Annotated in this window: 21 protein-coding genes and 1 pseudogene; 8 read left to right on the top strand and 14 right to left on the bottom strand. The window is 70.6% G+C overall.

From position 1 onward, the window contains the following. Nucleotides 1–130: 130 nt before the first annotated feature. The gene (locus tag JOC24_RS08095) at nucleotides 131–1,651 is read left to right on the top strand and encodes an aldehyde dehydrogenase (NADP(+)) (protein WP_205019446.1); all 1,521 of its coding nucleotides are present in this window, start codon (nucleotides 131–133) and stop codon (nucleotides 1,649–1,651) included. Beyond that, a complete protein-coding gene (locus JOC24_RS08090; protein WP_205019445.1) occupies nucleotides 1,648–2,262 on the top strand; it encodes a DUF1349 domain-containing protein in 615 nt (204 codons plus the stop codon). The genes JOC24_RS08095 and JOC24_RS08090 overlap by 4 nt, the downstream gene beginning before the upstream one ends. Before the next feature lie 220 nt (nucleotides 2,263–2,482). Here the strand turns inward: JOC24_RS08090 and JOC24_RS08085 are convergent. Beyond that, nucleotides 2,483–4,108: pseudogene (locus JOC24_RS08085) on the bottom strand (protein kinase). 526 nt (nucleotides 4,109–4,634) lie between these two features. Here JOC24_RS08085 and JOC24_RS08080 point away from each other — a divergent pair. Together JOC24_RS08080 and JOC24_RS08075 are read left to right on the top strand one after the other, a co-directional pair. Next, on the top strand, nucleotides 4,635–5,372 hold the full coding sequence (locus tag JOC24_RS08080; protein WP_205019444.1) for a DsbA family oxidoreductase: 738 nt from the start codon (nucleotides 4,635–4,637) through the stop codon (nucleotides 5,370–5,372). A gap of 69 nt (nucleotides 5,373–5,441) precedes the next feature. After that, complete coding sequence (locus JOC24_RS08075; RefSeq protein WP_205019443.1) at nucleotides 5,442–6,503, top strand: aminotransferase class V-fold PLP-dependent enzyme; 1,062 nt, start codon at nucleotides 5,442–5,444, stop codon at nucleotides 6,501–6,503. A gap of 328 nt (nucleotides 6,504–6,831) precedes the next feature. Here the strand turns inward: JOC24_RS08075 and JOC24_RS08070 are convergent, their stop codons facing one another. From JOC24_RS08070 to JOC24_RS08055, 4 genes are read right to left on the bottom strand one after another with little or no spacing between them, the layout of a single operon-like run. After that, nucleotides 6,832–7,866, bottom strand: coding sequence for a LacI family DNA-binding transcriptional regulator (locus tag JOC24_RS08070; protein ID WP_205019442.1), 1,035 nt, complete (start codon nucleotides 7,864–7,866; stop codon nucleotides 6,832–6,834). Between the two features lie 42 nt (nucleotides 7,867–7,908). Beyond that, on the bottom strand, nucleotides 7,909–8,769 hold the full coding sequence (locus JOC24_RS08065) for a carbohydrate ABC transporter permease (RefSeq protein ID WP_205019441.1): 861 nt from the start codon (nucleotides 8,767–8,769) through the stop codon (nucleotides 7,909–7,911). Continuing rightward, entirely contained in the window at nucleotides 8,766–9,692 is a 927-nt protein-coding gene (locus JOC24_RS08060) for a carbohydrate ABC transporter permease (RefSeq protein WP_205019440.1), read from the bottom strand. Before JOC24_RS08060 ends, JOC24_RS08065 begins: the two co-directional genes overlap by 4 nt. Then, nucleotides 9,689–11,002, bottom strand: a complete 1,314-nt coding sequence (locus JOC24_RS08055; RefSeq protein WP_205019439.1) for an extracellular solute-binding protein — start codon at nucleotides 11,000–11,002, stop codon at nucleotides 9,689–9,691. The genes JOC24_RS08060 and JOC24_RS08055 overlap by 4 nt, the downstream gene beginning before the upstream one ends. A 187-nt stretch (nucleotides 11,003–11,189) precedes the next feature. On the opposite strand from JOC24_RS08055, the gene JOC24_RS08050 reads away from it, so the two are divergent. Both JOC24_RS08050 and JOC24_RS08045 read left to right on the top strand, forming a co-directional pair. Further along, nucleotides 11,190–13,235, top strand: coding sequence for a beta-galactosidase (locus JOC24_RS08050; protein ID WP_205019438.1), 2,046 nt, complete (start codon nucleotides 11,190–11,192; stop codon nucleotides 13,233–13,235). Nucleotides 13,236–13,284: 49 nt separating this feature from the next. After that, nucleotides 13,285–14,844 carry a glycoside hydrolase family 53 protein gene (locus tag JOC24_RS08045; protein ID WP_205019437.1) on the top strand — a complete coding sequence of 520 codons (1,560 nt, stop codon included), beginning with the start codon at nucleotides 13,285–13,287 and terminating at the stop codon, nucleotides 14,842–14,844. A 52-nt stretch (nucleotides 14,845–14,896) separates the two neighbouring features. Here the strand turns inward: JOC24_RS08045 and JOC24_RS08040 are convergent, their stop codons facing one another. The 4 genes from JOC24_RS08040 to JOC24_RS08025 form a co-directional block, all read right to left on the bottom strand. Beyond that, nucleotides 14,897–15,391 carry a MarR family winged helix-turn-helix transcriptional regulator gene (locus JOC24_RS08040; RefSeq protein WP_205019436.1) on the bottom strand — a complete coding sequence of 165 codons (495 nt, stop codon included), beginning with the start codon at nucleotides 15,389–15,391 and terminating at the stop codon, nucleotides 14,897–14,899. 80 nt (nucleotides 15,392–15,471) lie between these two features. Further along, complete coding sequence (locus tag JOC24_RS08035; RefSeq protein WP_205019435.1) at nucleotides 15,472–16,485, bottom strand: VOC family protein; 1,014 nt, start codon at nucleotides 16,483–16,485, stop codon at nucleotides 15,472–15,474. A 91-nt stretch (nucleotides 16,486–16,576) separates the two neighbouring features. After that, nucleotides 16,577–16,783 (bottom strand): DUF397 domain-containing protein, encoded by a 207-nt coding sequence (locus JOC24_RS08030; protein ID WP_205019434.1) that lies wholly within the window; start codon nucleotides 16,781–16,783, stop codon nucleotides 16,577–16,579. Continuing rightward, nucleotides 16,780–17,616: a helix-turn-helix domain-containing protein gene (locus JOC24_RS08025; protein WP_205019433.1), complete on the bottom strand. Its 837-nt coding sequence runs from the start codon at nucleotides 17,614–17,616 to the stop codon at nucleotides 16,780–16,782. The genes JOC24_RS08030 and JOC24_RS08025 overlap by 4 nt, the downstream gene beginning before the upstream one ends. Nucleotides 17,617–17,722: 106 nt before the next feature. Between JOC24_RS08025 and JOC24_RS08020 the strand changes: the two genes are divergently transcribed. Then, nucleotides 17,723–17,983 carry a hypothetical protein gene (locus JOC24_RS08020; RefSeq protein WP_205019432.1) on the top strand — a complete coding sequence of 87 codons (261 nt, stop codon included), beginning with the start codon at nucleotides 17,723–17,725 and terminating at the stop codon, nucleotides 17,981–17,983. Nucleotides 17,984–18,244: 261 nt separating this feature from the next. Here JOC24_RS08020 and thpD read toward each other — a convergent pair whose 3' ends face one another. The 5 genes from thpD to JOC24_RS07995 form a co-directional block, all read right to left on the bottom strand. After that, nucleotides 18,245–19,138, bottom strand: coding sequence for an ectoine hydroxylase (thpD, locus tag JOC24_RS08015; protein WP_205019431.1), 894 nt, complete (start codon nucleotides 19,136–19,138; stop codon nucleotides 18,245–18,247). 3 nt (nucleotides 19,139–19,141) lie between these two features. Beyond that, nucleotides 19,142–19,540 carry an ectoine synthase gene (locus tag JOC24_RS08010; RefSeq protein ID WP_099176037.1) on the bottom strand — a complete coding sequence of 133 codons (399 nt, stop codon included), beginning with the start codon at nucleotides 19,538–19,540 and terminating at the stop codon, nucleotides 19,142–19,144. A gap of 62 nt (nucleotides 19,541–19,602) precedes the next feature. Continuing rightward, on the bottom strand, nucleotides 19,603–20,865 hold the full coding sequence (ectB, locus tag JOC24_RS08005) for a diaminobutyrate--2-oxoglutarate transaminase (protein ID WP_205019430.1): 1,263 nt from the start codon (nucleotides 20,863–20,865) through the stop codon (nucleotides 19,603–19,605). Between the two features lie 97 nt (nucleotides 20,866–20,962). Beyond that, on the bottom strand, nucleotides 20,963–21,487 hold the full coding sequence (gene ectA, locus JOC24_RS08000; protein ID WP_239580039.1) for a diaminobutyrate acetyltransferase: 525 nt from the start codon (nucleotides 21,485–21,487) through the stop codon (nucleotides 20,963–20,965). A 337-nt stretch (nucleotides 21,488–21,824) separates the two neighbouring features. Next, entirely contained in the window at nucleotides 21,825–22,931 is a 1,107-nt protein-coding gene (locus JOC24_RS07995) for a pyridoxal-phosphate-dependent aminotransferase family protein (protein ID WP_205019428.1), read from the bottom strand. 389 nt (nucleotides 22,932–23,320) lie between these two features. Here JOC24_RS07995 and JOC24_RS07990 point away from each other — a divergent pair, with 389 nt between their 5' ends. Then, nucleotides 23,321–24,415, top strand: a complete 1,095-nt coding sequence (locus JOC24_RS07990) for an amidohydrolase family protein (RefSeq protein ID WP_205019427.1) — start codon at nucleotides 23,321–23,323, stop codon at nucleotides 24,413–24,415. Nucleotides 24,416–24,692 lie beyond the last annotated feature (277 nt).

Here is a 24,692-nt window from a genome sequence, read left to right as displayed (position 1 = left end):
GTACGACCCTGCGACTTCTTGCCAACACCGAGCGCCCGGAAATAGAGTTCCCGTGTATTCACGATCAGGAACTCTGTTCAGAATACCGAACAACTTCTCCTGTGTGGCAGTGGACCGGAAAGGAAACACGGTGGCAGCAGCACCAGTCTGGAGCGTCGACCCCCGAACCGGGAACCCGCGTGAGCAGGTTGCGGTGGAGGCTACAGCGGAGGAGGTCGACCGCGCGGTCCGGGCGGCGAACTCCGTGCGCGGAGCGCTGGCCGACCGCACCGTCCGCGCCGCGTTCCTCCGTACCGCGGCCGACCTGCTCGCCGAGGCCCAGGAACACGTCATCGAGGCCGCCGACGCGGAGACCGCGCTCGGCCCGGCCCGGCTGACCGGCGAACTCGCCCGCACCGCAGCCCAGCTGCGTGCCTTCGCGGAGGTCGTCGACGAGGGCGCCTACCTCGACATCCACATCGACCACGAGGACGGCAGCCGGACCCCGCCCTGGCCCGACCTGCGCCGCTACAAGATCCCGCTCGGTGTCGTGGCCGTCTACGCCGCCAGCAACTTCCCGCTCGCCTTCTCCGTCCCCGGCGGCGACACCGCGAGCGCCCTGGCCGCGGGCTGCCCGGTCGTCGTCAAGGCGCACCCCGACCACCCGGCGACCTCCGAGATCTGCGCCTCGCTCCTGCGCAGGGCCGCGGCGCAGCACGGTCTGCCCGAGGACGTCCTGACCGTGGTCCACGGCTTCGAGGCGGGTGTCGAGCTGGTGAAGCACCCGCTCGTCTCCGCCGCCGGTTTCACCGGTTCGATCCGCGGGGGCCGCGCACTGTTCGACGCCGCGGCGGCCCGGCCCACGCCGATCCCCTTCCACGGCGAGCTCGGCTCCCTCAACCCCGTCGTCGTCACCGAGGCGGCCGCGGCCGAGCGCGCCGAGCAGATCGGCGCCGGACTCGGCGGCTCGATGACCATGGGCGCCGGACAGTTCTGCACCAAGCCCGGCTTCGTGTTCGCCCCTTCCGGCGAGGCGGGCGACCAGCTGCTGAAGTCGCTGACCGAGACGGTCAGCGGCACGGGCGCCGGGGTCATGCTCGACCACCGGATGCGTGACGCCTTCGTCCATGGAGTGGCCGAACGGGCCGCGCTCCCCGACGTCGAGGCCCCCGTCACCCCCGGCGCGGGCGGTGAGCACACTGTCTCCGCGGGGTTCCTCACCGTGCCGGCCCGGCGCCTGGCCCAGGAAGGACCGCACGACGCGCTCCTGGAGGAGTGCTTCGGCCCGGTCACCGTCGTGGCCCGCTACGACTCCGCGGACGAGATCACCGCCGTGCTGTCCCGCCTGCCCGGGAACCTCACCGCCACCCTCCACATCGCCACGGAGGAGGCCGACGGCAGCGCCGCCGGCGTGCTGGCCGAACTCACCCCGGTGGCCGGACGCGTCCTGGTCAACGGCTGGCCGACCGGCGTCGCCGTCGCCCCCGCCCAGCACCACGGCGGCCCCTACCCGGCCACCACCTCCACCTCCACCTCGGTCGGCGCCACCGCGATCGAGCGCTGGCTGCGCCCCGTCAGCTACCAGTCGACGCCCGAGGCACTGCTGCCGGCTGAGCTCCGCGAGGACAACCCGCAGAACCTGCCGCGCCGGGTCGACGGGCGCCGGGCATGACGGCGCTGCGGATCGACGAGCTCCCCTTCCCCCTGGAGCCCTTCGGGCCCGAGGGCGGGTGGGTGTACGAGGAGGGCGCGCTGACCGGTTCGGCGGGCCCGAAGCAGGACCGTTTCGTCCCGCCGGGCGGCGACGCCCTGGAGCCCGCCTCCGACGCCCCGCGTCTGCTGGGCGCGGCGCCCGAGGGGGACTTCCAGCTGATCGCCCGGGTCAAGGTCGGTTTCGCCGGCGCCTTCGACGCGGGCGTGCTCTACCTCCATGTCGGCGAGCGGGAGTGGGCGAAGCTCTGCCTGGAGCTCTCCCCGGAGCGTCCGACCGTCTGCACCGTGGTCACCCGGGGGCAGTCCGACGACGTGAACTCCGCCGTCGTGGACGGCGACACCCACTGGCTGCGGCTCAGCCGCACCGGGGGTGCCTTCGCCTTCCACGCCTCGGCGGACGGTGAGCGGTGGACCTTCGTCCGGCTGTTCACCCTCGGCACGGAGGAGGAGCGGGCGGCGGCCCGTATCGGCTTCCTCGTCCAGTCACCCACCGGTGACGGCTGCACGGTGACGTTCGACCGGATCGCTTTCCGGCCCACCGGCCCCGGCGACCTCCGCGACGGCGGCTGACGGAGCCATCCACCAGCGGGGCGCGCGGACCCTCCCGGATCCGCGCCCCCGCTCGGAGGTCATGAGCGAGCAGCACCCGCCTGTCCTCGGTGCGCCCGCGTACGCCGTCGCGTGTCAGTTCTCGGCGGCGTTCGCGGGCGCGGGGCGCGCGGCCGTCCCACGTGCCCCGGTTCGCAGGCGAGAACTCCGAGGAGTGCCGCGACTCCAGGCGTCCCTCGCGTCAGTGATTCGTTCCCGCGGCCCAGAGCACGACATCGCCGTCGACGACGGTGATGTTCCCGTCGCTCTGGAGTTTCAGCACCGCGTTCTCGTGCCCATCGGTCTGGCTCGCCCACACGGCCTGCTCCTCCGCGTTGTAGAGGACGAAGTTTCCGTCGGGCTGGAAGTCGGCCCGCGTGCCGGGGCCGCTGGCCCAGGTGTCCCAGCGCGCCTGGTTCGCCTCGTCGTAGGCGACAAGACCGCCGTCGCGCTGGAAGACCAGCCGGATCCTGGCCGCGGAGATCTCCTCACCGGGCTGCAGTCTCATCAGCGAGTCGATCACCCGTTCCTCGGGCAGTTCCTCTTCCTTCTCGTCCTCCGCAACGTTGTCAGCCGGCGCGTCCGCGTTGTCGTCCGGGGCGGCGGCCGCCGCCTCCGACGGCGTCGCTCCTGCCTTCGCCCCGGCCTTCGTCCCGTCGGTCCCTTCCGTGCCGTGCCAGGGCTGAAACACCTGCAGGGCCGCGCCGACCGCGCACACGACCGCGACAGCGGCCACGGCCACGGCGATCCCGCGTCGCCGCCGACGGTTTCCGCCGGCCTCGCCGGGCGGCACGACGGGGGGCGCTGACTGGGGGGATGCCACCACGATGTCGGTCGGCTGCACTGCCGTCGGCACCGGCGGCGGTGTGGGTGCCGAACGAGCGGTGGCCGGGTGTGTCGGAGCCACCGCGAGTGTGACGCCCGGGGAATCCGAAGGGGCGTCCAGGACCGTGGAGGCAGGGGGGAGAGCAGGCGGGCCGTCCGTCGGGTCGGAGGCGGCGATCCGTCGGTAGGCCGGATCATTCGCCAGGGAGGTGTGCGACTGGCACATCTCCACGATCTCCTCAGGCGCCGGCCTGCGGGCCGGGTCCCGCTGTGTGCAGGCCGTGATGATTTCGGCCAGTCCGGCGTCGACCCCGCCCATGTCGCCGTGCACGGTGCGGTAGGCGATCGCCGGGAAGGACCCGTCACCGTACGGGGGGCGGCCGGTGGCCGCGAAGGCCAGGGTGGCACCCAGCGCGAAGACGTCGGCGGCCACGCCGACTTCCTCTCCCTGCAGCGCCTCGGGGGATGTGAAGCCCGGACTCCCGGCAGTGTGGCCGACCTGGGTCAGAGCGGCCTGCCCGGTTTCCCGGGCGATGCCGAAATCGATGAGCTGCGGGCCGACCGGAGAGAGGATGATGTTCTGCGGCTTGACATCCCGGTGCAGGATTCAGTGGACGTGGATGTCCGACAGCCCCTCGGCCAGCGCGGCCATGAGACCGCGGCAGAGCTGGGCGGGCAGCGCGCCGGACGCACGCACGGCGGAGTGCAGGGTCCGGCCGGGCACGTACTCGGTGGCGAACCAGTACGGCGGGGCGTCCAGACCGGAGTCGATGAGCGAGGCGCTGTAGGCGCTGCGCATGGTGCGCAAGGTGCCCACCTCGCGGCGGAACCGCTCCAGTGCCTGTTCCTCGTACTGGAACTGGTCACTGATGACCTTGATGGCGACCGGTCGGCCGCCGGGTGTGCTGCCGAGGTAGACGGAGCCCATGCCTCCCGCCCCGAGGCGGCCGGCGAGACGGTAGCGACTGATCCGGGCCGGATCTGAGTCGGTGAGGGGTTGCACTGAGCGGATTCCTCCTGGGTACCCTGCCGGAACGCACCGCTACCGCCCGGGTCTCGGACGGGCCGGGTGCCTTCGTGGAGAGCGGGCCACCCGCGCTGCAAGCTGCGTGGCTGTCGGGCCGCACCCTCGCGGAGCGGCCATTTCAACGGATCATACGACAGCGTTCGGCACCCGAAGTCCCCACCGCACGGGGGGCGGTGGCACGGGCCCCGGGTGAGTGGTACCCGACAGGACCCGTGCCGGCGCGGACAACTCCGCCCGCGCACCGGTACTCGGCGTAAGGCCTGCGTCGAGGCCCCGGTGACGTTCCGGTGTGCCGTTCACCTTCCTGATGATCTTCGTCCGCACCGCGCGTGCCCGTCCCCTTATGCTCGTCACGACGGGCTGCCGTCCCCGAGCGGCCCGGTACGGACACGCGTGTGTGGCCCAGGCCGGCCTCGGGAATCCCGAACGGCAGCGGAAGGTTGAATGACGCACGGAGGGTCCTCCGTCCCGTGCGAACCGGAGTGGGAGAGTAAGAAGAGTCATGCGCGTCGAGATATGGAGCGACATCGCCTGTCCGTGGTGCTATGTCGGAAAGGCCCGCTTCGAGAAGGGGCTCGCCGGGTTCGCCCACCGTGACGAGGTCGAGGTGGTGCACCGGTCCTTCGAGCTCGACCCGGGCCGGGCCAAGGGCGACACCGAGCAGGTGATCGACATGCTGGCCCAGAAGTACGGGCGCACCCCCGAGGAAGCCCGGGGCATGGAGGCCAACGTCGCGGCGAACGCGCAGGCCGAAGGGCTCGGCTACCGCACCGAGGGCCGCGACACCGGCAACACCTTCGACATCCACCGGCTGCTGCACCTCGCCAAGGCCCGCGGCCGCCAGGACGAGCTGCTGACCCTCGCCTACCGGGCGAACTTCGCGGAGGAGCGCTCGGTCTTCGACGGCGCGGTGCTCGCCGACCTCGCTGTCGAGGCGGGGCTCGACGGCGACGAGGCCCGTGCGGTGCTGGCCGACCCCGAGGCGTACGCGGACGACGTACGGGCCGATGAGCGCGAGGCCGCCGAACTCGGCGCCAACGCCGTGCCGTTCTTCGTGTTCGACCGGCGGTACGGCATCTCCGGCGGGCAGCCCGCCGAGGTCTTCGCCCAGGCGCTGGAGCAGGCGTGGAAGGACCGCCAGGTGCCCGGTCTGACCCAGGTCGGCGGGGACGCCGCCGCCTGCGACGCGGACGGGGCCTGCGAGGTGCCCGGAGCCGGGGTGTCCGACCAGCGAGTATAAGGATTTCTTTGGCGGGCGCTCAAGTCTATGTCGTTGACGTGGAGGTAAGCGCCCGTCAGGCTGTTCCGCATGGAGACTTCTGCGATCGACCAGGCCAGGGCCACCGAATTCGCGCCCGGGACCACCTACCTGAACACCTCCACCTGTGGTCTGCTGCCCCGTCGGGCCGTCGAGGCCGTCAAGGCGCTGGCCGACGACAGCTCCGCGGGCGTCCGCGGCGGCGTGGGCCGCTCCTCGTCGGTGGCGTCGGTCCGTGCCGCCTTCGCCGGGATCGCCGGCGTCGCGCCCGCGCGGGTGGCCCTTGGCGGCTCGGTCGCCGCGCATGTGGGGATCGTCGCGGCCTCGCTCCCGGCGGGCTCCGAAGTCCTGGCGCCGACGGGGGAGTTCAGCTCTGTCGTCAGCCCCTTCGCGGTACGTGGCGACCTGAAGATGCGCTACGTCCCGCTGGCCGGGCTGGCCGAGGCGGTCCGGCCCGGCACCGCGGTCGTCGCCTTCTCGGCTGCGCAGTCCTCGGACGGCCGGGTCGCCGACCTGGACGCGGTCCGTGCCGCGGCGGCCGCGCACGGCGCGCGGACGATGCTCGACGCCAGCCAGTCGGCCGGATGGCTGCCGCTGGACGCCGGTGCGTACGACTACACCGTCACCGCCGGGTACAAGTTCCTGATGTGCCCCCGGGGTACGTCCTTCCTGACGGTGACCGAGGAGGCGCAGGGCACCCTGCCGGCGCTCTACGCGGGCTGGGTCGCGGCCGAGGACCCGTGGAACAGCACCTACGGCCCGGTCGAGAAGCTCGCTGCCGACGCCCGGCGCTTCGACGAAGCCGTCTCGTTCTTCTCCTACCACGGGGCCGAGCAGTCCCTCGGTCTGCTGGCCGAGGTCGGGGTCGACGCGGTGTACGCCCACGCCACCGGGCTCGCCGCGCGCTTCAGGGAAGGGCTCGCGTCCCTCGGGCACGAGGCGGTGCCCGGAACCTCCTCGACCGTCGCCGTCCCCGGCCTCGGTGACAGGGAGCCCGACCTGGCGGCCGCCGGGGTGATGGTCTCGGCCCGTGCCGGGAATCTGCGGGCGGCCTTCCACCTCTACAACACCGGCGCGGACGTCGACCGCGCCCTGGACGTGCTGTCCGGCTGAGCCGGACCGGGCCGGGGCGGCCTCGCACCCGGCCCGGTCACGTTCCGGGCGGCAGGGGCTGCAGCTCGACCGGCTCAGTTGACAGGGCCGGTGAACCGAGGGCCCGCGTGATAAGGCGAAAGCTGGATTTCCTGAACCCCAACCTCCAGTCGATGAGAGTTCGCATCCGTGTCCAGTGGGGACATCGAAGGAGACCGCCGTGCGGAAGGCCTGGATCGCCCGCACCGACACCTTCCTGTCCGGGACCTGGCCGGGCCAGGGTGCTCGCCCGCGGGGTCGGCTGACACCCCGGCCCCGCTCACGCCGAGTCCGGGGCGTCCGGCCCCGCTCACGCCGAGTCCCGGCGTACCAGCTCTGTCGGAAGGATTACCGCGGCCGGGTCCTCCCCACCGATCTGCGCCAGCAGTACCCGCACCATCTCCGCGCTGATCCGGTCCCACGGCTGACGCACCGTCGTCAGCGCGGGACGTGCCGCGAGCGCGGCGGGGGAGTCGTCGAAGCCGCCGACCGCGATGTCCTGCGGCACCCGCCGGCCGGCCCGCTCCAGCGCGGTCAGCACCCCTTGTGCCATCAGGTCCGAGGCGACGAACACCGCGTCCACGTCGGGCGCCCGCTCCAGCAGCAGTGTGGCCGCCGCCTCCCCGCCCGCCCGGCTGTAGTCACCCGGCACGATCAGAGCCCCGTCGGCCGGCAGCCCGCACTCGGCGAGCGTCTCGCGGTAACCCGCAAGCCGGTCCACACCGCCCGGGGTGTCCAGCGGTCCGGTGACCGTGGCGATCCGGCGGCGCCCCGACCCGTGGAGGAAACGGACCATGTCACGGGCGCCGTCGCGGTCGTCCGCCGCCACATAGCTGACCTTGGACCCCTGCCCGAGTGGCTTCCCGCAGGCCACCAGCGGTACGCCGGCCTCGTGCAACTGGGCGGCCACCGGGTCGCCGGAGTGGTTGGAGACCAGAAGCACCCCGTCCACGTGCCCGGCGATGTACCGCATGTTGCGGCGCCGCTCCGCCTCCGTACCCGCGATCATCAGCAGCAGCGGGATGTCGTGCGCCGCGAGCGCGGTGGTGCAGCCGCGCAGCAGCACATTGAAGTTCGGGTCCTCGAAGAAGCGTTCCTGGGGCTCGGTCAGCAGGAACGCCACCGAGTCGGAGCGCCCGGTGATCAGGGACCGGGCATGCCGGTTCACGGTGTAACCGGTCCGTCTGATGGCGGTCTGAACCGCGTCGAGCGCGGCCGGGCTGACGTTGTGACCGCCGTTGAGCACCCGGGAGACCGTGCCCCGGGAGACCCCGGCCTCCCGTGCGACGTCGTGGATCGTCGGCGGCCGGCGGCGTCCCGTGCCGTTCTGTTCTGTGCGGCTCATGAAGCATGATCTTTCATCAAGGGAAGCCCTGTTGAGGAGCTGTCAGGACTTTACGGCGCCGGAGAGCAGGTCGAGGCTCCAGAACCGCTGGATCACGAGGAACAGCGCGATCAGCGGGATGATCGCCAACAGCGCGCCCGTGATGACCAGTGTGTAGAGCGCCGGGGTGTTCGAGCCCTGCTGCAGCAGCGTGTAGAGCCCCAGGGTCACCGGGAACTTCTCGTCGTCGCCGAGCATGATGTACGGCAGGAGGAAGTTGTTCCAGACCGCCACGAACTGGAACAGGAAAACCGTCACCAGACCCGGCAGCATCATCGGCAGCGCGATGGTCCGGAAGATCCGCCACTCGCCGCCGCCGTCCATCCGGCCGGCCTCGATCACGTCGGCCGGCACGGCGGCCGACGCGTAGATCCGGGCGAGGTAGACGCCGTACGGGGAGAGGATCAGCGGCAGCAGCACCGAGAGGTAGGAGTCGGTCATGTCCACCTCGGCCAGCAGCAGGTACTGCGGCACGGCGAGGATCACCGGCGGCATAAGGACCCCGGCGAGCAGGATGTTGAAGACGGTCTCCTTCCCGCGGAAGCGGTACACGGCCAGCGCGTACCCCGAGACCGCGGACACCGCGGTGGAGAGCAGGGCGCCCGCCCCGGCGTAGAAGGCCGAGTTGGCCATCCACCTCCAGTACACCCCGTCCCGGTACTCGGTCAGCTCGGCGACGTTGTCGGTGAAGCCGGAGCCGGGCAGGAAGGTGAAGGTGGAGAACAGCTCGCTGCCGGACTTCGTCGAGGCGACCAGGACCCAGGCGACGGGCAGCAGGCAGTACAGGGCGCCGAGGAGCAGCGCGGCCGTGGGGACGAGCGGCCGGCGCCGGCGGCCGGGGGCGGCGGGGGACTGCGTACTCATCGGGAGTCTCCCTGCTTCGTACGGGAGTTGGCCGCCTTGAGGAAGCCGAAGGACAGGGCGAGGGTGGCGACGGCGATGATGACCGCCTGGGCCGCCGCCGCGTGGATGTCGTTGTTGACGAAGGCGTCCTGGTAGACCTTCATCAGCGGACTCCACGTGGTGGAGAGCGAGTTGGTCAACGGCTTCAGGGTGGTGGGCTCGCTGAAGACCTGGAGCGTCGCGATGATCGAGAAGAAGAAGGTCAGGATCAGGGACGGCGCCACCATCGGGATCTTGATCCGCAGCGCGATCTGCAGCTGCGAGCAGCCGTCGATCCGCGCGGCCTCGAAGATCTCGGCGGGGATCGCCCGGAGCGACGTGTAGATCACGATCATGTTGAAGCCGGTACCGCCCCACACCGCGATGTTGGCGAGTGAGAGGTACAGCGGCCCGCCGTCCAGCAGATCGGGCTGCGGAAGCCCCATCGCGTCGAGCAGGTACAGGAAGGGGCTGACGTCCGGCAGGTACAGGAAGCCCCACATCAGCGCGGCGATGACGCCGGGGATCGCGTACGGCAGGAAGATCGCCAGCCGGGTGAAGCCACGCGCCCGGAGCCCGTCGGTGTCCAGCAGCAGGGCGAAGAGCAGGGCGAGGCCGAGCATCACCGGGACGACGATCGCGCCGTAGCCGAGGATGCGCAGCGCTCCGTCCAGCAGCTCCGAGTCGCTCAGCGCGTCGGTGTAGTTGGACAGGCCGGCCCAGACCTCGTCCCGCGCGTCCTTGCCGAGGCCGAGTCCCTTGACCTCGGTCCTGCGGAAGCTGAGGTGGACCGCGTAGCCGATGGGCAGGGCGAAGAAGAGCAGGAACAGGAGGGTGGCGGGGACCAGGAAGGCGTACGGGGCGCTCTTGACCCCGTACGCCTTCCGGCGCGGTGTGCGTGTCACTCCGAGACCCCGAAGCCCTGCTTCTTCAGGTCCGCGACGGTGGCGTCCTGCATGGCGGTCAGCGCGGGGCCGAAGTCCGACTTGTTCTTGGCGGCCGCGGCGAAGTTGTCCTTGAAGGCGCTGTACGCGACGTTGACGTTCGGGCCCCAGGCCGCGGGGGCGGTGCCCTGGGCGATCTTGGCGGCCTCGGTGTAGAAGGCGGGCTGGTTGGAGAAGTAGTCCGGAGCCTTCGACAGGGCACCACCGGTCTGGGCGGCCGTGGCGGCGGGGTAGATGCCGCCCTCCTTCACCAGCGCGGCGAGTGCCGTCGGATCCGTGTTCAGCCACTTCGCGAAGGTGGCGGCGGCCTTCTTGTTCTTGGAGTCGTTGGTGACGGCGGTGGAGGAGCCGCCCCAGCTGCCGGTGACGTTCTCACCGGTGTTCCACTGGGGGAGCGGGGCCATCGCCCACTTGCCCTTCGTCTCGGGAGCGGCGGTGGTCAGGGTGCCGGGCGCCCAGACGGCGCTGACCCAGGCGACCTGCTTGCCCGTGTTGAGCGCCTTGTTCCAGGCGGGGGTGTACATCGGCTGGTTGTCGATGGCGCCCTCCTCGACCAGACCGCCCCAGAAGTCCGCGACCTTCTTCGTGGCCGGGTCGTCGATCGCGACCTTCCACTTGTCGCCGCCCGTGGTCCACCACTTCGCGCCCGCCTGCTGGGCGAGGCCCGCGAAGAGGCCCGAGTCGTTCGAGGAGAAGGTGGTGAGGTCCTTGTCCGGCGCCTTCTTCTTCAGCGCGCGGGCGGTCTCGGCGAACTCGTCCCAGGTGGTGGGCACCGTCAGGCCGTACTGCTCGAACAGGTCCTCGCGGTAGTAGAACATCAGCGGGCCGGAGTCCTGCGGCAGGGCGTACAGGGCGTCCGAGCCGAGCGTCGCCTGCTGCCAGACACCGTCGGCGAACTCGCCCTCGACGTCGCCCGCCTCCTCGGATATGTCCGCGAGGACGTCGTTGGAGACCAGGGTGGGGAGCGCCTGGTACTCGGCCTGGACCAGGTCAGGGGCCTTGTGGGCCTTCGCCGCCGTGATGATCTTGGTGACCAGGTCGTCGCCCGAGGCTTGCTTCTTCACCGTGACGGTGATGCCGGCCTCCTTGCCGGGGCCCTCGTTCCAGATGTCCGCGACCTTGTCCAGGCCGGGCGCCCACGCCCAGTAGGTCAGCGAGGCGGGCCCGGACGCGGCCGGCCCGTCGCCGCCGTCGTCCGTGCCGCACCCCGAGAGCAGGGCGGTGGCGGCGAGAGCGGCGGCGGTGGACACCGCGACGGTGCGGTATTTCATGGTTTCTCCCCTGACGAGACGAACAGACGCATCGGCGGACTGGCCGGAAGGCGCTGTGAGCGTTCACAGTAGAGAAACGAAACCGACACTTGTCAATGGTTGTTGCTGTGCGGTTATGTTGGGCCTGCGCCGCCGAGAATGTGTGTGCACGTTCCCAGAAGTTGTCCCGAAGAGCCAGGAGCTGTCCATGCCGCACCCAGAACCCGCTCCCTACCCGGTCGGCCTGTACAAGCTCGCCTTCGGTGGCGACTACAACCCCGAGCAGTGGCCCGAAGATGTCTGGCACGAGGACGTGCGCCTCATGAGGGAGGCCGGCGTGACCATGGTCAGCGTCGGGATCTTCTCCTGGGCGCTGCTGGAACCCGAGCCGGGCACCTACGATTTCGGCTGGCTCGACCGCCTCCTGGACCTGCTGCACGTCAACGGCATCCGCGCCGACCTCGGAACGCCCACCGTCGCCCCGCCGGCCTGGTTCTACCGCGCCCACCCCGAGGCCCTGCCGGTCAGCCGGGACGGGGTCCGCTACGCCTTCGGATCACGCGGCGCCATCTGTCACAGCTCCGTCCCCTACCGTGCGGCGGCGGCGAACATCACCGAGCAGCTCGCCCGCCGCTACGCGAAGCACCCCGCCCTCGCGATGTGGCACGTCCACAACGAGTACGGCGTCCCCGTCAGCGCCTGCTACTGCGACAGCTGCGGCGCGCACTTCCGCCGCTGGCTCGCCGCCCGGCACGGCTCCGTCGAAGCGGTCAACAAGGCCTGGGGCACCGCCTTCTGGGGCCAGCGCTACCGGAGCCTCGACGACATCGACCCGCCCCGGACCACGCCGACCGTCGGCAACCCCGCCCAGCAGCTGGACTACGCCCGCTTCGCCGACGCCACCATGCGGGAGAACTTCACCGCCGAACGCGACGTCCTGCACCGGCTCGCCCCCGGCATCCCGGTCACCACCAACTTCATGACCGCCCTCAGCCAGTGCGAATCCGTCGACTACTGGGCCTGGGGCCGCGAGGTCGACCTCGTCACCAACGACCACTACCTGATCACCGACGGCCGCCGCACCCACGTCAACCTGGCCATGGCCGCCGACCTCACCCGCTCGGTGGCGGGCGGCGCGCCCTGGCTGTTGCTCGAGCACTCCACCAGCGGCGTCAACTGGCAACCCCGCAACCCCGCCAAGCGTCCCGGCGAGATGGCCCGCAACAGCCTCTCCCACGTCGCCCGCGGCTCCGAGGGCGCGATGTTCTTCCAGTGGCGGCAGTCCCGGCGCGGCGCCGAGAAGTTCCACTCCGCGATGGTCCCGCACGCCGGCACCGACTCGCGGATCTGGCGCGAGGTCAGCGCGCTCGGCGCCGGACTCGGCCTGCTGGAGGGTGTCCGGGGCACCCGGACCGTCGCCGACGTTGCGATGCTCTGGGACTGGCAGTCCTGGTGGGCGCAGAGCCTGGAGTGGCGCCCCAGCGAGGAGCACGACGCCCGCGAGCGCGCCGACACGTTCTACGCCTCGCTCTTCGACCGCCACCTCACCGTCGATTTCGCCCACCCCGACGCCGACCTCTCCGGCTACCCCCTGGTCGTCGTCCCCGCCCTCTACCTCGCCACCGAGGAGACCGGACGTAACCTGCGCCGGTACGTCGAGGAGGGCGGCACCCTCGTCGTCTCGTACTTCTCCGGAATCGTCGACGCCGACGACGCCGTGCACCCCGGGGCCTACCCGGGCCCGCTCCGGGACGTGCTCGGGCTGACGGTCGAGGAGTTCTCCCCGCTCGGCGAGGGCGCTACCGTCCGCCTGATCACCCCCGGGGGCGCACCCGAAGGCCCCGAGCTGACCGGCGACCTCTGGTCGGACGTCGTGATCCCGCGCGGCGCCGAGACCCTCTGGTCGTACGCCGACGGCATCCCGGCCGGCCGGCCCGCCGTCACCCGCAACCGCCTCGGCCGGGGCACGGCCTGGTACATCTCCACCCGGCTCTCCGGTCCGGACCTGGACGCCGTCCTGGACCGCGCCGCCGCCGACGCCCGCATCGAGCCCCGCACGAGCCTGCCGTACGACGTCGAAGTCGTACGCCGCACCGGCGACACCGGCAGCTACCTCTTCGTGATCAACCACACCGACGCCGAGGCCACGGTCGCGCTGGACGCGCCCGGCACCGAACTCCTCACCGGCGAGCCCGCCGTGGACGGGCTCGCCGTTCCGGCGGGCGCGGTCCGTGTCGTACGGCTCGACGGCTGAGGCGCACCCCCACAGGGAATCCCGCACAACTGTCGAAGGGACATCGACGATGTACGGAAAGACGCACACCCGCGCGAAAGCGGCCGGGGCGGTGGCCGCACTCTCCGGCCTCGTGTTCGCCGCGCTCCCCGCCCAGGCCGCCCACGCGGCCACCGCCCCCGTCAACACCGGCTTCGAGTCGGGGGCCAACGGATGGTCGACGTACTCGGCCGGAGGCCAGAACGCCGCCTCCTTCACGGAGGCGGGCGGCCACGGCGGCAGCAACAGGCTCAGCCACTGGTCGGCCTCGGCGTACAAGGTCGAGACCTACCAGTACCTGAGCGGCCTGACCGACGGCACGTACACCCTCAGCGCCTGGGTGCGCTCGGGCGGCGGCCAGAACTCCGTCCACATCGCCCTGCGCAACTGCGGCAGCGCCGAGCAGCGCACCGACCTGCCCCCGACCGCGAACGGCGAGTGGATCCGGCTCGTCACCTCCGTCAGGGTGACCGGCGGCGCCTGCACGATCAGCCTCAACTCCGACGCGCACGCGGGGGAGTGGGCGAACTTCGACGACATCACCTTCACCCCCGGGAGCACCGGGCTGGGCGTCAGGGGCGGCGACCTCTCCACCCTCCCGAAGAACGAGGCGCACGGAGCCACGTACCGCGACGCGAGCGGCACGGCGGGGGACGCCATACGCATCCTCCAGAGCTCCGGGATGAACTACGTACGCCTCAAGGTGTGGGTGAACCCGGCCGACGGCTACAACGACAAGGCCCGCGTCCTCGCCATGGCCAAGCGCGCCAAGGCCCTCGGCATGAAGACGCTCATCGACTTCCACTACTCCGACGCCTGGGCCGACCCCGGCAAGCAGAACAAGCCCGCCGCCTGGTCGGGGCACAGCTACACGCAGCTCCGCGCGGACGTCTACAACCACACGTACGACGTGCTGAACGCGCTCAAGGCCCAGGGCACCACGGCCGACATGGTGCAGATCGGCAACGAGATCAACGGCGGAATGCTCTGGCCGGAGGGCTCCACGGACAACTGGTCCCGGCTGGCCGGTCTGATCACCTCCGGGGCGAACGCCGCGAAGGCGGTCTCCCCCGGCACGAAGGTGGCGCTGCACCTCGCCGAGGGCGGCGACAACGCGGGCACCCGCTGGTGGTTCGACAACGCCGTCGCCCACAAGGTGCCCTTCGACGTCATCGCCCTGTCCTACTACGGCTACTGGCACGGCCCGCTGTCCGAGCTCCAGACCAACCTCGACGACGCAGCCTCCCGTTACGGGAAGCCGGTGCTGGTCGCCGAGACCGCCTACGCCCACACGCTCGCCGACGACGACGGCCTGGAGAACAACGTGGCCACCGCCGGCCAGCTCGTCGCCGGCTACCCGGCGACCCCGGCCGGCCAGGCGGCGAACCTCCGCGACGTCATGAACGTCGTCGAGGCCGTCCCGAACGGCCGGGGCCTGGGAGCCGTGTACTGGGAGCCGGCCTGGACCGCGGCGAAGGGCAGCGGCTGGGACCCGGCCGACCCGTCCTCGGGCAACGCGTGGGAGAACCAGGCGGTGTTCGACTACGACGGCAAGCTGCTTCCGGCGGCCGCCTGGTTCTCGCACAGGTAGCCCGTACCGCCGGGCACCCGGACCGTGGCACCGGCGGCAGCGGAGCAAGCGTTCAGAGGGGGCGTGAGCCCTCGACGTTGGCCACCATCGTCCGGAGGACCTTGAGCGCGGCCACGTACTCCGCGTCGCTGATCCCCTGGTGGACCTCGGCGCGGAGACCGGTCGCCAGCTCACGCAGCCGCACCCGGGCGGCCTCGCCGTCACCGGTGAGGTGCAGTCGCCCGTCGTCCCCGCTGCCGAGCCAGCCGCGGTGGAGCAGCTGGGCGACGACCCTGGAGATGTCGTGCGGTCCGTCGGCGAGGGGAGTGAGCTGGGTGACGACCTCCTCACGGGTGGGTGCGGCCGGCCCGCCATGCACCCGGTTGAGCACCCAGTACTGCGGCTGCGTGACGTCGATCCTGGCCATGGCGTCCCGCAGATGGCGGGTGACGGCCGCGTGGGCCAGGCCGCTCCAGTATCCGATGGGCTGGGTGACCAGCGCGTCGTCGGTGGCCGCGGGGTCTGCCGGCGCCTGATCGGTGAGGGCGGTGCTGGTCGGCTGTTCCACGGCTGGGACGCTACCCGAACTTCCCGCCCGGACATCGCCGGGCGGGTCAACCGGCCGCGATGTGGCCGAATTCCGTCAGCTCAGCGGTCCAGCGGCGCACCGTGCCACTTCCACGACGTGACACGGTCGCGGCCCGGCAGATCGGCGCGGCCGGTGGACCAGAGCAGCACGGTCCACCGGTCCTCGTCGTCCGGGGCGTCGGGGAAGAGCCGTGCCAGCACCCGGTCGCAGAGGTCCCGGGGCGGGGTCCAGGGGAGCGACAGCCCGGCGGCGACGTCGTGGGTGTGCACCAGGGTCTCGACGATGCCCATCGCGGCGAAGCCCTCCGGGTCCGAGAGGCCCCAGGCATGGTGGGAGCGCACATCAGCGGGGGTCGTCCGCACCATGGCGCCCAGCAGGGAGCCGCTCGCCTCCAGCGTCTGGAGCAGCCCGGTGCTTCCCGCCTCCGGATCGGCGAACACCATGTTCCAGGGGCCGCCCTCGCGCCGGGGGGCGAAGTGATACGGCACCAGACGGTCCTGCGGCGGCTTGCGCGGGCCGAGCTGGACCGCGTACGAGAACAGGTCGTCGCTCAGGTGCTCGACGGTCTCCCAGCAGTCCCACTCCAAGGTCCCCGCGGGGTTGCGCCAGCCGTCCCCGGGAGCCTGCGCCATGACGTCCACCGCGAGCCGTACCGCCAGCGTCACGTCGTCGGCGGTGACGGGCAGCCGGGCTCCGGTCAGTGCGGCGCGTTCCCCCGCACCGCACTCCACACAGAACTCGTTGCCCTCGGGGTCGGCGAGCGTGGCCCAGCCCCGGCCGTTCGGCTTGCGGTGGTCGGCGACCAGGGTGGCCCCGATGGCGAGCAGCCGCTCGACCTCCTCGTCGCGGGTCCGGTCGTCGGGGCGCAGGTCAAGGTGGACGCGGTTCTTGGCGCGCTTCGGCTCCGGAACCGTGACGAAGAGCAGCGTGCCCCGGGGCGTCTCGACCAACGCCTCGGGGTCACCGGGCTCGTCGTCGTCGGCCAGGGAGGAACCGAGCACCTCCGCCCAGAAGAGGGCCAGTTCGTAGGCGTCGGCGCAGTCGATGGTGATGTGCTGTACGAGCGAAGTCATGGGCGCCACTTTCGCCGCTGACTCGCGCCCCGGTCCAGCGAGTTGAACGGCCGGGCGGGCTCGTGCACGGCCTTCAGCGGCCGACTGCCGATCACGCCGTGCCGAACGCTCCTGCCCTGATGCCGTCCACGAAGGAGGCGAAGGAGGCGGCGGGGAGGTTCAGGACGGCGCCGCCCGGGTTCTTGGAGTCACGGACGGGGACCACGCCGTAAGAACGGGCGAGGTCGGCGGCGACCTCGACGCAGTTGCCGCCGTTCGAGCTGTAGGAGGACTTGTGCCAGCGAGGCTCGTCAGTCACGGAACTGTCCCTTTCATCACCTGGATCATGGCCACGGAAGCCGCTTGCGACAACGCTTCGGCCTGTAGGTGATGGTAGGCCGTCAACATGGAGAGGACGTACGTGGTTTCGCGGTCCAGGTGCCCCTGCGCCTGGGACTCGGCGTAGCCGACCATGCTGCGGTCAGCCATGGTGAGCAAGTTGACCGGCAGGTTGAACGCCCGCCTCGCACCCACGTCGAACGGTGACACCTGTAGCACCGTGTTGGGCAGCGCAGCGAAGTCGGCCAACCGCTGAAGCTGCGTGGCCATGACCCCGGCGCCGCCGACCTGGTGCCGGATGCAGCTCTCGTCCATCACCACAAGCATCATCGGCGGCTTGCGTCGTGTCAGTGCTGCCTGACGCTCCGCGAGGAACGAGAGTCGTTCGTCGGCCTGTTCAGGAGTGATGGCGCCACGCTGAACCTCTCCCTGCGCCAGCGCCCGGGCGTACTGCGGTGTTTGCAGAAGCCCCGGAACGAGGCCGATCTCGAACAGGCGGATCTCGACCGCGCGTCCTTCGTACCCCACGTACTCAGGGAACCCTTCGAGCAGCGAGCCGTTCCGGATCTCGGCCCACTCGCGTTCGAAGCTGTCCTTCGTACCTCCGACACCGAAGGCGCGGTCGGCACTCCGCGAGAAACGCAGAGTCGGAACCTTGCGGCCGGTTTCCACCGCCGAGATGTGTGTACTCGAATACTCAACGAGTGCCGCGAGGTCTTCCTGCTTCCACCCGCGGGCCTCGCGTGACCTGCGTAACCGTGCACCGTAGGCGGCCTGTGGGCTGCTCCCGGGGTGCAACTCCTTGACGTTCAACCGGCTGCTACCAACTTTCCGCTCACGGATGACACGTTGAAGAGAGCCTGACTCCAGGCCACGCTGAGCCGCCTTGGTAGCGAGACGACTACGGAGTGGAGTCAAGATGGCTGGGGCGTACAGCACTGTAAGTGGACAGAACCCCCCGCACACCCCGGCCCTCGGCACCCTCGTCGTGGACACGGTCCGTGATGACCGGGTGGGGGAGTTCCGAGGAGTCGCCGGCCCCTACTGGTCACTGCGCCCGGTCCGGGGCGGGGCCGAATGGGAGGTGGACCCGGCGTCCGTACGACTCGCGACGCCCATGGAACGCCTTCGCGCGGAGAACGCGCGGTGCAACGCCCGAAGCGAAGGACGCTTCCTGTGAGCCGCCGGGACGACGACCCGTTCGACTCGTTCCCGCTGAGGGCCCCGGAGCCCGTACCCGGGTGTCCCGAGTGCGACCGTCTCGTACGCTCCGAGAAGTCGGCCCGAGTACGGGCCGACCTGTCCGGAGCGACGGACGAGCGGGTCAGGCTCCGCACGCACCTGGAAGTCGCGCACCGTGTTCCGTCCCGTGCCGGATGCACCGGACGCGGAAGGGGCGGGACACGTGGTGCGTCCCGCCCCTTGTGACCGTCGTAAGCGCCTACTTCACCGGTGTGAAGTCGCGTGCCCCGATGAATTCGGGGCGGCGGATCGGAGCCGAGAAGGGCTCCTGTGCGGTGTTGTCGACGCTGTTGAACACGATGAAGACGTTGCTGCGCGCGTAGGGGGTGATGTTGTCCCCGGAGCCGTGCATGGCGTTGCAGTCGAACCAGGTCGCCGAACCGGCGCTGCCCGTGAAGAGCTTGATGCCGTGCCGGTCGGCCAGCTGTGTCAGGACCTCGTCGGAGGGGATCCCGGCGTCCTGCATCTGCAGGGACTTCTTGTAGTTGTCCTTCGGCGTCTCACCCGCGCAGCCGACGAACGACTTGTGGGAGCCGGGCATGATCATCAGCCCGCCGTTGGTGTCGAAGTTCTCGGTCAGCGCGATCGAGACGGACACGGTCCGCATGTTGGGCAGACCGTCCTCGGCGTGCCAGGTCTCGAAGTCGGAGTGCCAGTAGAAGCCCGAGGCCCCGAAGCCGGGCTTGACGTTGATCCGTGACTGGTGGACGTACACGTCGGAGCCGAGGATCTGGCGGGCCCGGCCCACCACCCGCTCGTCGCTGACCAGCCCGGCGAAGATCTCGCTGAGCTTGTGGACCTCGAAGACGGAGCGCACGCTTTGCGACTTCGGCTCGATGACCGAGCGTTCGTCGGCACGCACCCGCGGGTCGGCGACCAGCCGGTCCAGCTCGGCCCGGTAGACGGCCACCTCGTCGGGGGCGATGAGCTGGTCGACGGTGAGGAAGCCGTTCTCCTCGAAGCCCTGGAGGTCCTTCGCGGTGACCGGGCCCGGCGCGCCCGGCGCGGACCAGATGACCGGGTCCTGGCGGGGAGTGGTCATCTCGGCGGCGCCGCGCGAGGGGTACAGGTCGGCGCGTACATCGGTGGTCATGGTTCAGCCCTCCTCTGTCAGCAGTGGGTATACACCGTTCTCGTCATGGTCCTCCCGTCCGGTGACGGGGGGATTGAAGACGCACACGCAGCGGAAGTCGGTCTTGGGCCGCAGGGTGTGGTGCTCGTGCCCGTTCAGCAGGTACATCGTGCCGGGGGAGATCCAGTGCTTCTCGCCGGTCTCGTCGTTGGTGAGCTCGGCCTCGCCCTCGGTGCACAGAACGGCCTCGATGTGGTTCGCGTACCACATCGACGTCTCCGTGCCCGCGTAGAGCACGGTCTCGTGGAGCGAGAAGCCCACCTTCTCCTTGGCGAGCACGATGCGCTTGCTCTCCCAGGTACCTGAAGCGGACTTGATGTGCCGGTCGGTGTTCTCGATGTCACTGAAAGATCGGACGATCACGGTGCGATGGTGCCTTTCTCTACTGTCCTGCTCATCGGTGCCTGCGCGGGGGTGTGCCCCGCTCAGGCGGTCTCGCGGACGGACCGGGCCAGCGTGCGCAGGCCCTCGTCCAGCTCTTCGGGGGTGATGGTCAGCGGCGGGAGCAGCTTCACGACCTCGGACTGCGGGCCGGAGGTCTCCAGGAGCAGACCCAGCTCGAAGGCGCGGGCACAGACGGCGGACGCGCGCTCGGGGTCGGTGAACTCCAGGCCCCAGACGAGGCCTCGGCCACGGAACTGCGCGGTCTCGTCCTCGCCGCAGATCGCCAGGAGCGTCTGCTCGACCTGCTCGCCGCGGGCCAGGGTCTGCTTCTCCATCTGGCCGTCGGCCCAGTAGGCGTCGAGCGTGGCGGCGGCGGTGACGAAGGCCGGGTTGTTGCCGCGGAAGGTGCCGTTGTGCTCGCCCGGCTCCCACACGTCCAGCTCGCCCTTGAACAGGCACAGCGACATCGGCAGGCCGTAACCGCTGATCGACTTCGACAGCGTGACGATGTCCGGGACGATGCCGGCCTCCTCGAAGGAGAAGAAGCCGCCGGTGCGGCCGCAGCCCATCTGGATGTCGTCGACGATCAGGAGCATGTCCTGGCGGTGGCACAGCTCCTGCAGCGCGCGGAGCCACTCGGCGCGGGCGACGTTGATGCCGCCCTCACCCTGCACGGTCTCCACGATCACCGCGGCCGGCTTGTTCAGCCCGGAACCCTGGTCCTCCAGGAGCCGCTCGAACCACAGGAAGTCGGGGACCTGGCCGTCGAAGTAGTTGTCGAACGGCATCGGGGTGCCGTGCACCAGCGGGATCCCGGCACCCGCACGCTTGAACGCGTTGCCGGTCACCGCGAGCGATCCCAGCGACATGCCGTGGAAGGCGTTCGTGAACGAGACGACGGACTCGCGGCCCTTGACCTTGCGGGCGAGCTTCAGCGCCGACTCGACGGCGTTGGTGCCCGTCGGGCCGGGGAACATCACCTTGTACGGCAGGTCACGGGGACGCAGGATGACGTTCTCGAACGTCTCCAGGAAGGCCCGCTTGGCCGTCGTGGCCATGTCCAGGCCGTGGGTGATGCCGTCGCGCTCGATGTAGTCGATCAGCGCGCGTTTCAGCACCGGGTTGTTGTGGCCGTAGTTCAGCGACCCGGCACCGGCGAAGAAGTCCAGGTACGAGTGGCCGTCCTCGTCCGTGAGCCGGGCGCCCTGCGCACGGTCGAACACCGCGGGCCAGCTGCGGCAGTAGCTGCGTACTTCCGACTCAAGACTCTCGAAGACACTCAGGGCGGGCGGGGTGATGGTCACAGCGAATCTCCTGCTCGAGGGGGGTGTGACGGGCGGCGGGTCAGGCGTGCCCAGGGGATCCGCGCCCGGGCGGGGCGCGGAGGGGGCGTCGGAGGCCCTAGAACGGACCGATGCGGTACAGCACTTCCGGCAGGTGCGTTCCCTCGGGGAACAGGGCACCGTCGAAGAGCACCTCCTGCTCCAGCGGCACGTCGTGGCGCTGGGCGAATGAGGTGAACAGCCGGTCGGAAGCGGTGTTGTCCGGAGTGATGGTCGTCTCGACCGAGGCCAGACCCTGCTCGGAGGCGACCCGGGTGGTCAGGGCGTCCAGCAGCGTGGCCGCCAGTCCCTTGCCCCGGTGGGCCTTGTCGACAGCCACCTGCCAGACGACGAGCGTCTCGGGCCGGTCGGGGCGGATGTACCCGGTCACGAAGGCGATGGGCGCGCCGTTCTCGTCGCGGGCGACCACAGAGGTCGCCGCGAAGTCACGGCACCACAGGAGGTAGCTGTACGAGGAGTTGAGGTCCAGGACCTCGGAGTCGCGGGCGATGCGCCAGATCGCGGCTCCGTCCTCCACTCGCGGGGTGTCGATTCTCAGGAATTCGCTTCGGGCACGTGCAAAATCTGCTGGTGCGGCGGTCATGCGAATTGAATTTACCCAGCAAAAATCAAAATTGCATCGTCGCGAGGGGTTGGGTGAGAGGGTGTGCTGTGTTATCACGCGGGCGCGGGCTCGCCGTGACCGGGCGGTGAATTCAGTGCATTTGTCCAGGATTTATGTGGCATAACGGACGCGATGTGGGTTCAGTCACATCCTTGTAACTCTCGTGACGCCTGTTCGGATTGTGTGGATCCGCTCGACAGGGACTGCCGCGTTTAGGGTCGGAGAACCGGGGAAGAAGAATGCGGGGAGCTACTTTCGATAAAGTAGCTCCCCTTTTCGCGCCGATTAAACCGGCCGGGGTGATGCAGAAATGAATTCAGCTGCTCGGCCAGGTTTCCGCGACGGCGTCGCGGGCAGCGTCCACATCGGTGCTCCCGCCCGCGCGGGCCAGCGCGGCACCGAGGGCTTCCAGCGAGGACAGCACGGCGTCCCGCGTCGCGTCCGCGCCGTAGTGGTTGACCCGGATCATCTCCTTGGACAGCGCCCCGCCTCCCGCGATCAGCGGCAGCGACGGATCGGCCGTCAGCGCGTCGGCCACCAGTTCCGCCGCGTCGACACCCGCCGGGGTGCGCAGGGTCGTGGCGACCGGCGCCGCGTCCTTCGCGTCGAGGACGTACGGCTCGAGGCCGCCGCCGAGTGCTGTCGCGCCCGCCCTGGTCGCCGCGGCCGCCGACGCGTGCCGCGCCATGACGGTGTCCAGGCCGTCCGTCCCGATCCGCTCCAGACACGCCTCGAGTGCCAGCATCTCCAGCTGGGCGGGAGCGTGCGGCAGTGCCCTGCGGCCCCCGTCGATCCAGCGGGCCTTCCAGTCCAGCAGGGAGAGGTACGACTGACGCGGGGCCCGCGGGTTGGCTGCCATCCGCTCCCACGCCCGCGGACTCACCGACACCGCGGACACCCCGGCCGGGCCGCCCATGGCCTTCTGTGCGCCGATGACGCACAGGTCCACGCCCCAGGCGTCCACCAGCAGCGGCTCAGCACCCACCGACGCGACGGCGTCCACCATGAACAGCGCGCCGTGCGCCCGGACCACCTTGCCGATCTCCGCGACCGGATTGGTGTTCCCCGTCGCCGCCTCGGCGTGCACGAGTGACACGAAGTCGATCTCGGGGTGCCCGGCCAGCGCCTGTTCGACCTGCTCGGCGGTGACCGCCGAGTGGAACGGCACCGCGAGGTCGACGACCTCGGCGCCGCAGTCACGCAGCCAGTTGCCGAAGGTCTGGCCGTACGGTCCGGTGACGATGTTCAGCGCGGTCGAACCGGGCCGGGCACCGCCCCGGATGCAGCCTTCGAGGGGCAGCAGCGCCTCGCCCTGCATGATGACGACGTCCTGCCCGGTGGCGAGGAGGGAGGCCACCCGCCGCTCGATCGCCGCGAAACGGTCGGCGGTGAGTGGGGCGAGGTCGAGGAACGGGTGCGTCACGGTGGTGCTCTCTTCGGGTCGGCCGGTGCGCGGTCAGCGCATGCGTCGAGGGTACCCAGCGCCCCCTGCCGCCCGGGTGGACCGCCCGGGCGCCTCGTACAGTGCTGTCCTTGACTTCCTCCCCCTCGCGAGCAACGGGGGAGCCCGCGGTTCGCGCCGCGGGTTCTCCTGGTTCGTCGCCGACCGCCATCCCGGAGTGCTCCGTTGACGTCCGACACCAGCTCCACAGACAGACACCGCCGGCCCGGCGGCCGGAAGCCTGTCCGTCGCGTCCCCGTCACCGTCGTGCGTCGTGCCGCAGCCCTGCCCGGCAGGCGACCGTCTCTCCCCTGCGAGCGGGAGGCACCCCCACGCCGCCATGAACGACGGAGTATCCACGGAGGAAACCGATGAGTGATCACGAGGCGGCGCCGGTGCTGCGGGTCAAGGGGCGGGTGCTCGTAGGGCCCGACGAGGTCAGGGAGGAGCTCTGGGCGGTCGGAGGCCGGATCACGTACGAGAGGCCGCCGGGCGACGTCGTGACGCTCACCGGATGGGCGCTGCCCGGCCTCGTGGACGCGCACTGCCACGTCGGACTCGGCCACCAGGGTCCCGTCGACGCGGCGACCAGCGAGAAGCAGGCCCTCGCCGACCGGGAGGCCGGCACGCTGCTCATCCGGGACGCCGGATCGCCCTCCGACACGAGGTGGGTGGACGCACGCGAGGATCTCCCGAAGATCATCAGGGCGGGGCGGCACATCGCCAGGACCCGTCGCTACATCCGCAACTTCGCCCATGAGATCGAGCCCGGTGACCTCGTCGCCTACGTGGCCCAGGAGGCGCGGCGCGGCGACGGCTGGGTGAAGCTGGTCGGCGACTGGATCGACCGCGACGCCGGGGACCTGTCCGCCTGCTGGCCCCGCGGCGAGGTGGAGGCCGCGATCGCCGAGGCGCACCGGCTCGGCGCCCGGGTCACCGCCCACTGCTTCGCCGAGGACGCGCTGCGGGACCTGGTGGAGGCCGGGATCGACTGCATCGAGCACGCGACGGGGCTGACCGAGGACACCGTTCCGCTCTTCGCCGAGCGTGGCGTGGCGATCGTCCCGACCCTGGTCAACATCGCCACCTTCCCCGACCTCGCGGCAGGCGGTGAGACGAGGTACCCCCGTTGGTCCGCCCATATGCGGCGCCTCCACGCGAGCCGCTACGACACCGTGCGCGCGGCGTACGAAGCGGGGATCCCGGTCTTCACCGGCACGGACGCGGGCGGTTCCCTGGCCCACGGGCTCATCGCGGAGGAGGTCGCCGAACTGGTGAAGGCCGGCATCCCGGCCCTCGACGCACTCTCCGCGACGGCCTGGGGCGCGCGGCGGTGGCTCGGCAGGCCGGTGCTCGAGGAAGGGGCCCCGGCGGACCTGGTGATCTACGACGAGGATCCGAGGGCCGACGTACGGGTGCTGGCGTCCCCGCGGAGGGTGGTGCTCAACGGGCGGGTGATGGGCTGATCACCGGTTGACCTCGGAACGGGCGCCGTGTTGACCGGCGGTGACCCCGGGCCCCGCCTCTCGTTGAACCACTTCCGCGCGTCGCTCACGACGACCGGTGCGTGCGTCCCGTGCGCAGTGAAACGGGTGAAACCGAGGAACTCCTGTGCCGTTGGATTCGAATGTGCACGCGGAAACCCCTCTTTGGAGTGAACTCGCTTTAGGTGTCTGCCGGTTCACTCTCTGTGCGTAAAAATTCACGGAGTCGAGGCCGCCGGTGCCCGCGATGTCCCCCATC

The sequence above is a fragment of the Streptomyces sp. HB132 genome (assembly GCF_016909575.1).
In the GTDB taxonomy this organism is placed as follows: Bacteria; Actinomycetota; Actinomycetes; order Streptomycetales; family Streptomycetaceae; genus Streptomyces.
Note: the sequence above shows the minus strand (reverse complement) of the source record. Positions and strands in the feature narration are given on the sequence as shown.

Bases quoted from the DNA above. Each gene is read 5' to 3' on its own strand.
- JOC24_RS08050 (WP_205019438.1), top strand. From the start codon at position 11,190: ATGCCGCACCCAGAACCCGCTCCCTACCCGGTCGGCCTGTACAAGCTC.
- ectA (WP_239580039.1), bottom strand. From the start codon at position 21,487: ATGACCGCCGCACCAGCAGATTTTGCACGTGCCCGAAGCGAATTCCTG.
- JOC24_RS07990 (WP_205019427.1), top strand. From the start codon at position 23,321: ATGAGTGATCACGAGGCGGCGCCGGTGCTGCGGGTCAAGGGGCGGGTG.
- JOC24_RS08045 (WP_205019437.1), top strand. From the start codon at position 13,285: ATGTACGGAAAGACGCACACCCGCGCGAAAGCGGCCGGGGCGGTGGCC.
- JOC24_RS08075 (WP_205019443.1), top strand. From the start codon at position 5,442: ATGGAGACTTCTGCGATCGACCAGGCCAGGGCCACCGAATTCGCGCCC.
- JOC24_RS08055 (WP_205019439.1), bottom strand. From the start codon at position 11,002: ATGAAATACCGCACCGTCGCGGTGTCCACCGCCGCCGCTCTCGCCGCC.
- JOC24_RS08035 (WP_205019435.1), bottom strand. From the start codon at position 16,485: ATGACTTCGCTCGTACAGCACATCACCATCGACTGCGCCGACGCCTAC.
- JOC24_RS08080 (WP_205019444.1), top strand. From the start codon at position 4,635: ATGCGCGTCGAGATATGGAGCGACATCGCCTGTCCGTGGTGCTATGTC.
- JOC24_RS08090 (WP_205019445.1), top strand. From the start codon at position 1,648: ATGACGGCGCTGCGGATCGACGAGCTCCCCTTCCCCCTGGAGCCCTTC.
- JOC24_RS08065 (WP_205019441.1), bottom strand. From the start codon at position 8,769: ATGAGTACGCAGTCCCCCGCCGCCCCCGGCCGCCGGCGCCGGCCGCTC.
- JOC24_RS08070 (WP_205019442.1), bottom strand. From the start codon at position 7,866: ATGAGCCGCACAGAACAGAACGGCACGGGACGCCGCCGGCCGCCGACG.
- thpD (WP_205019431.1), bottom strand. From the start codon at position 19,138: ATGACCACCGATGTACGCGCCGACCTGTACCCCTCGCGCGGCGCCGCC.
- JOC24_RS08020 (WP_205019432.1), top strand. From the start codon at position 17,723: ATGGCTGGGGCGTACAGCACTGTAAGTGGACAGAACCCCCCGCACACC.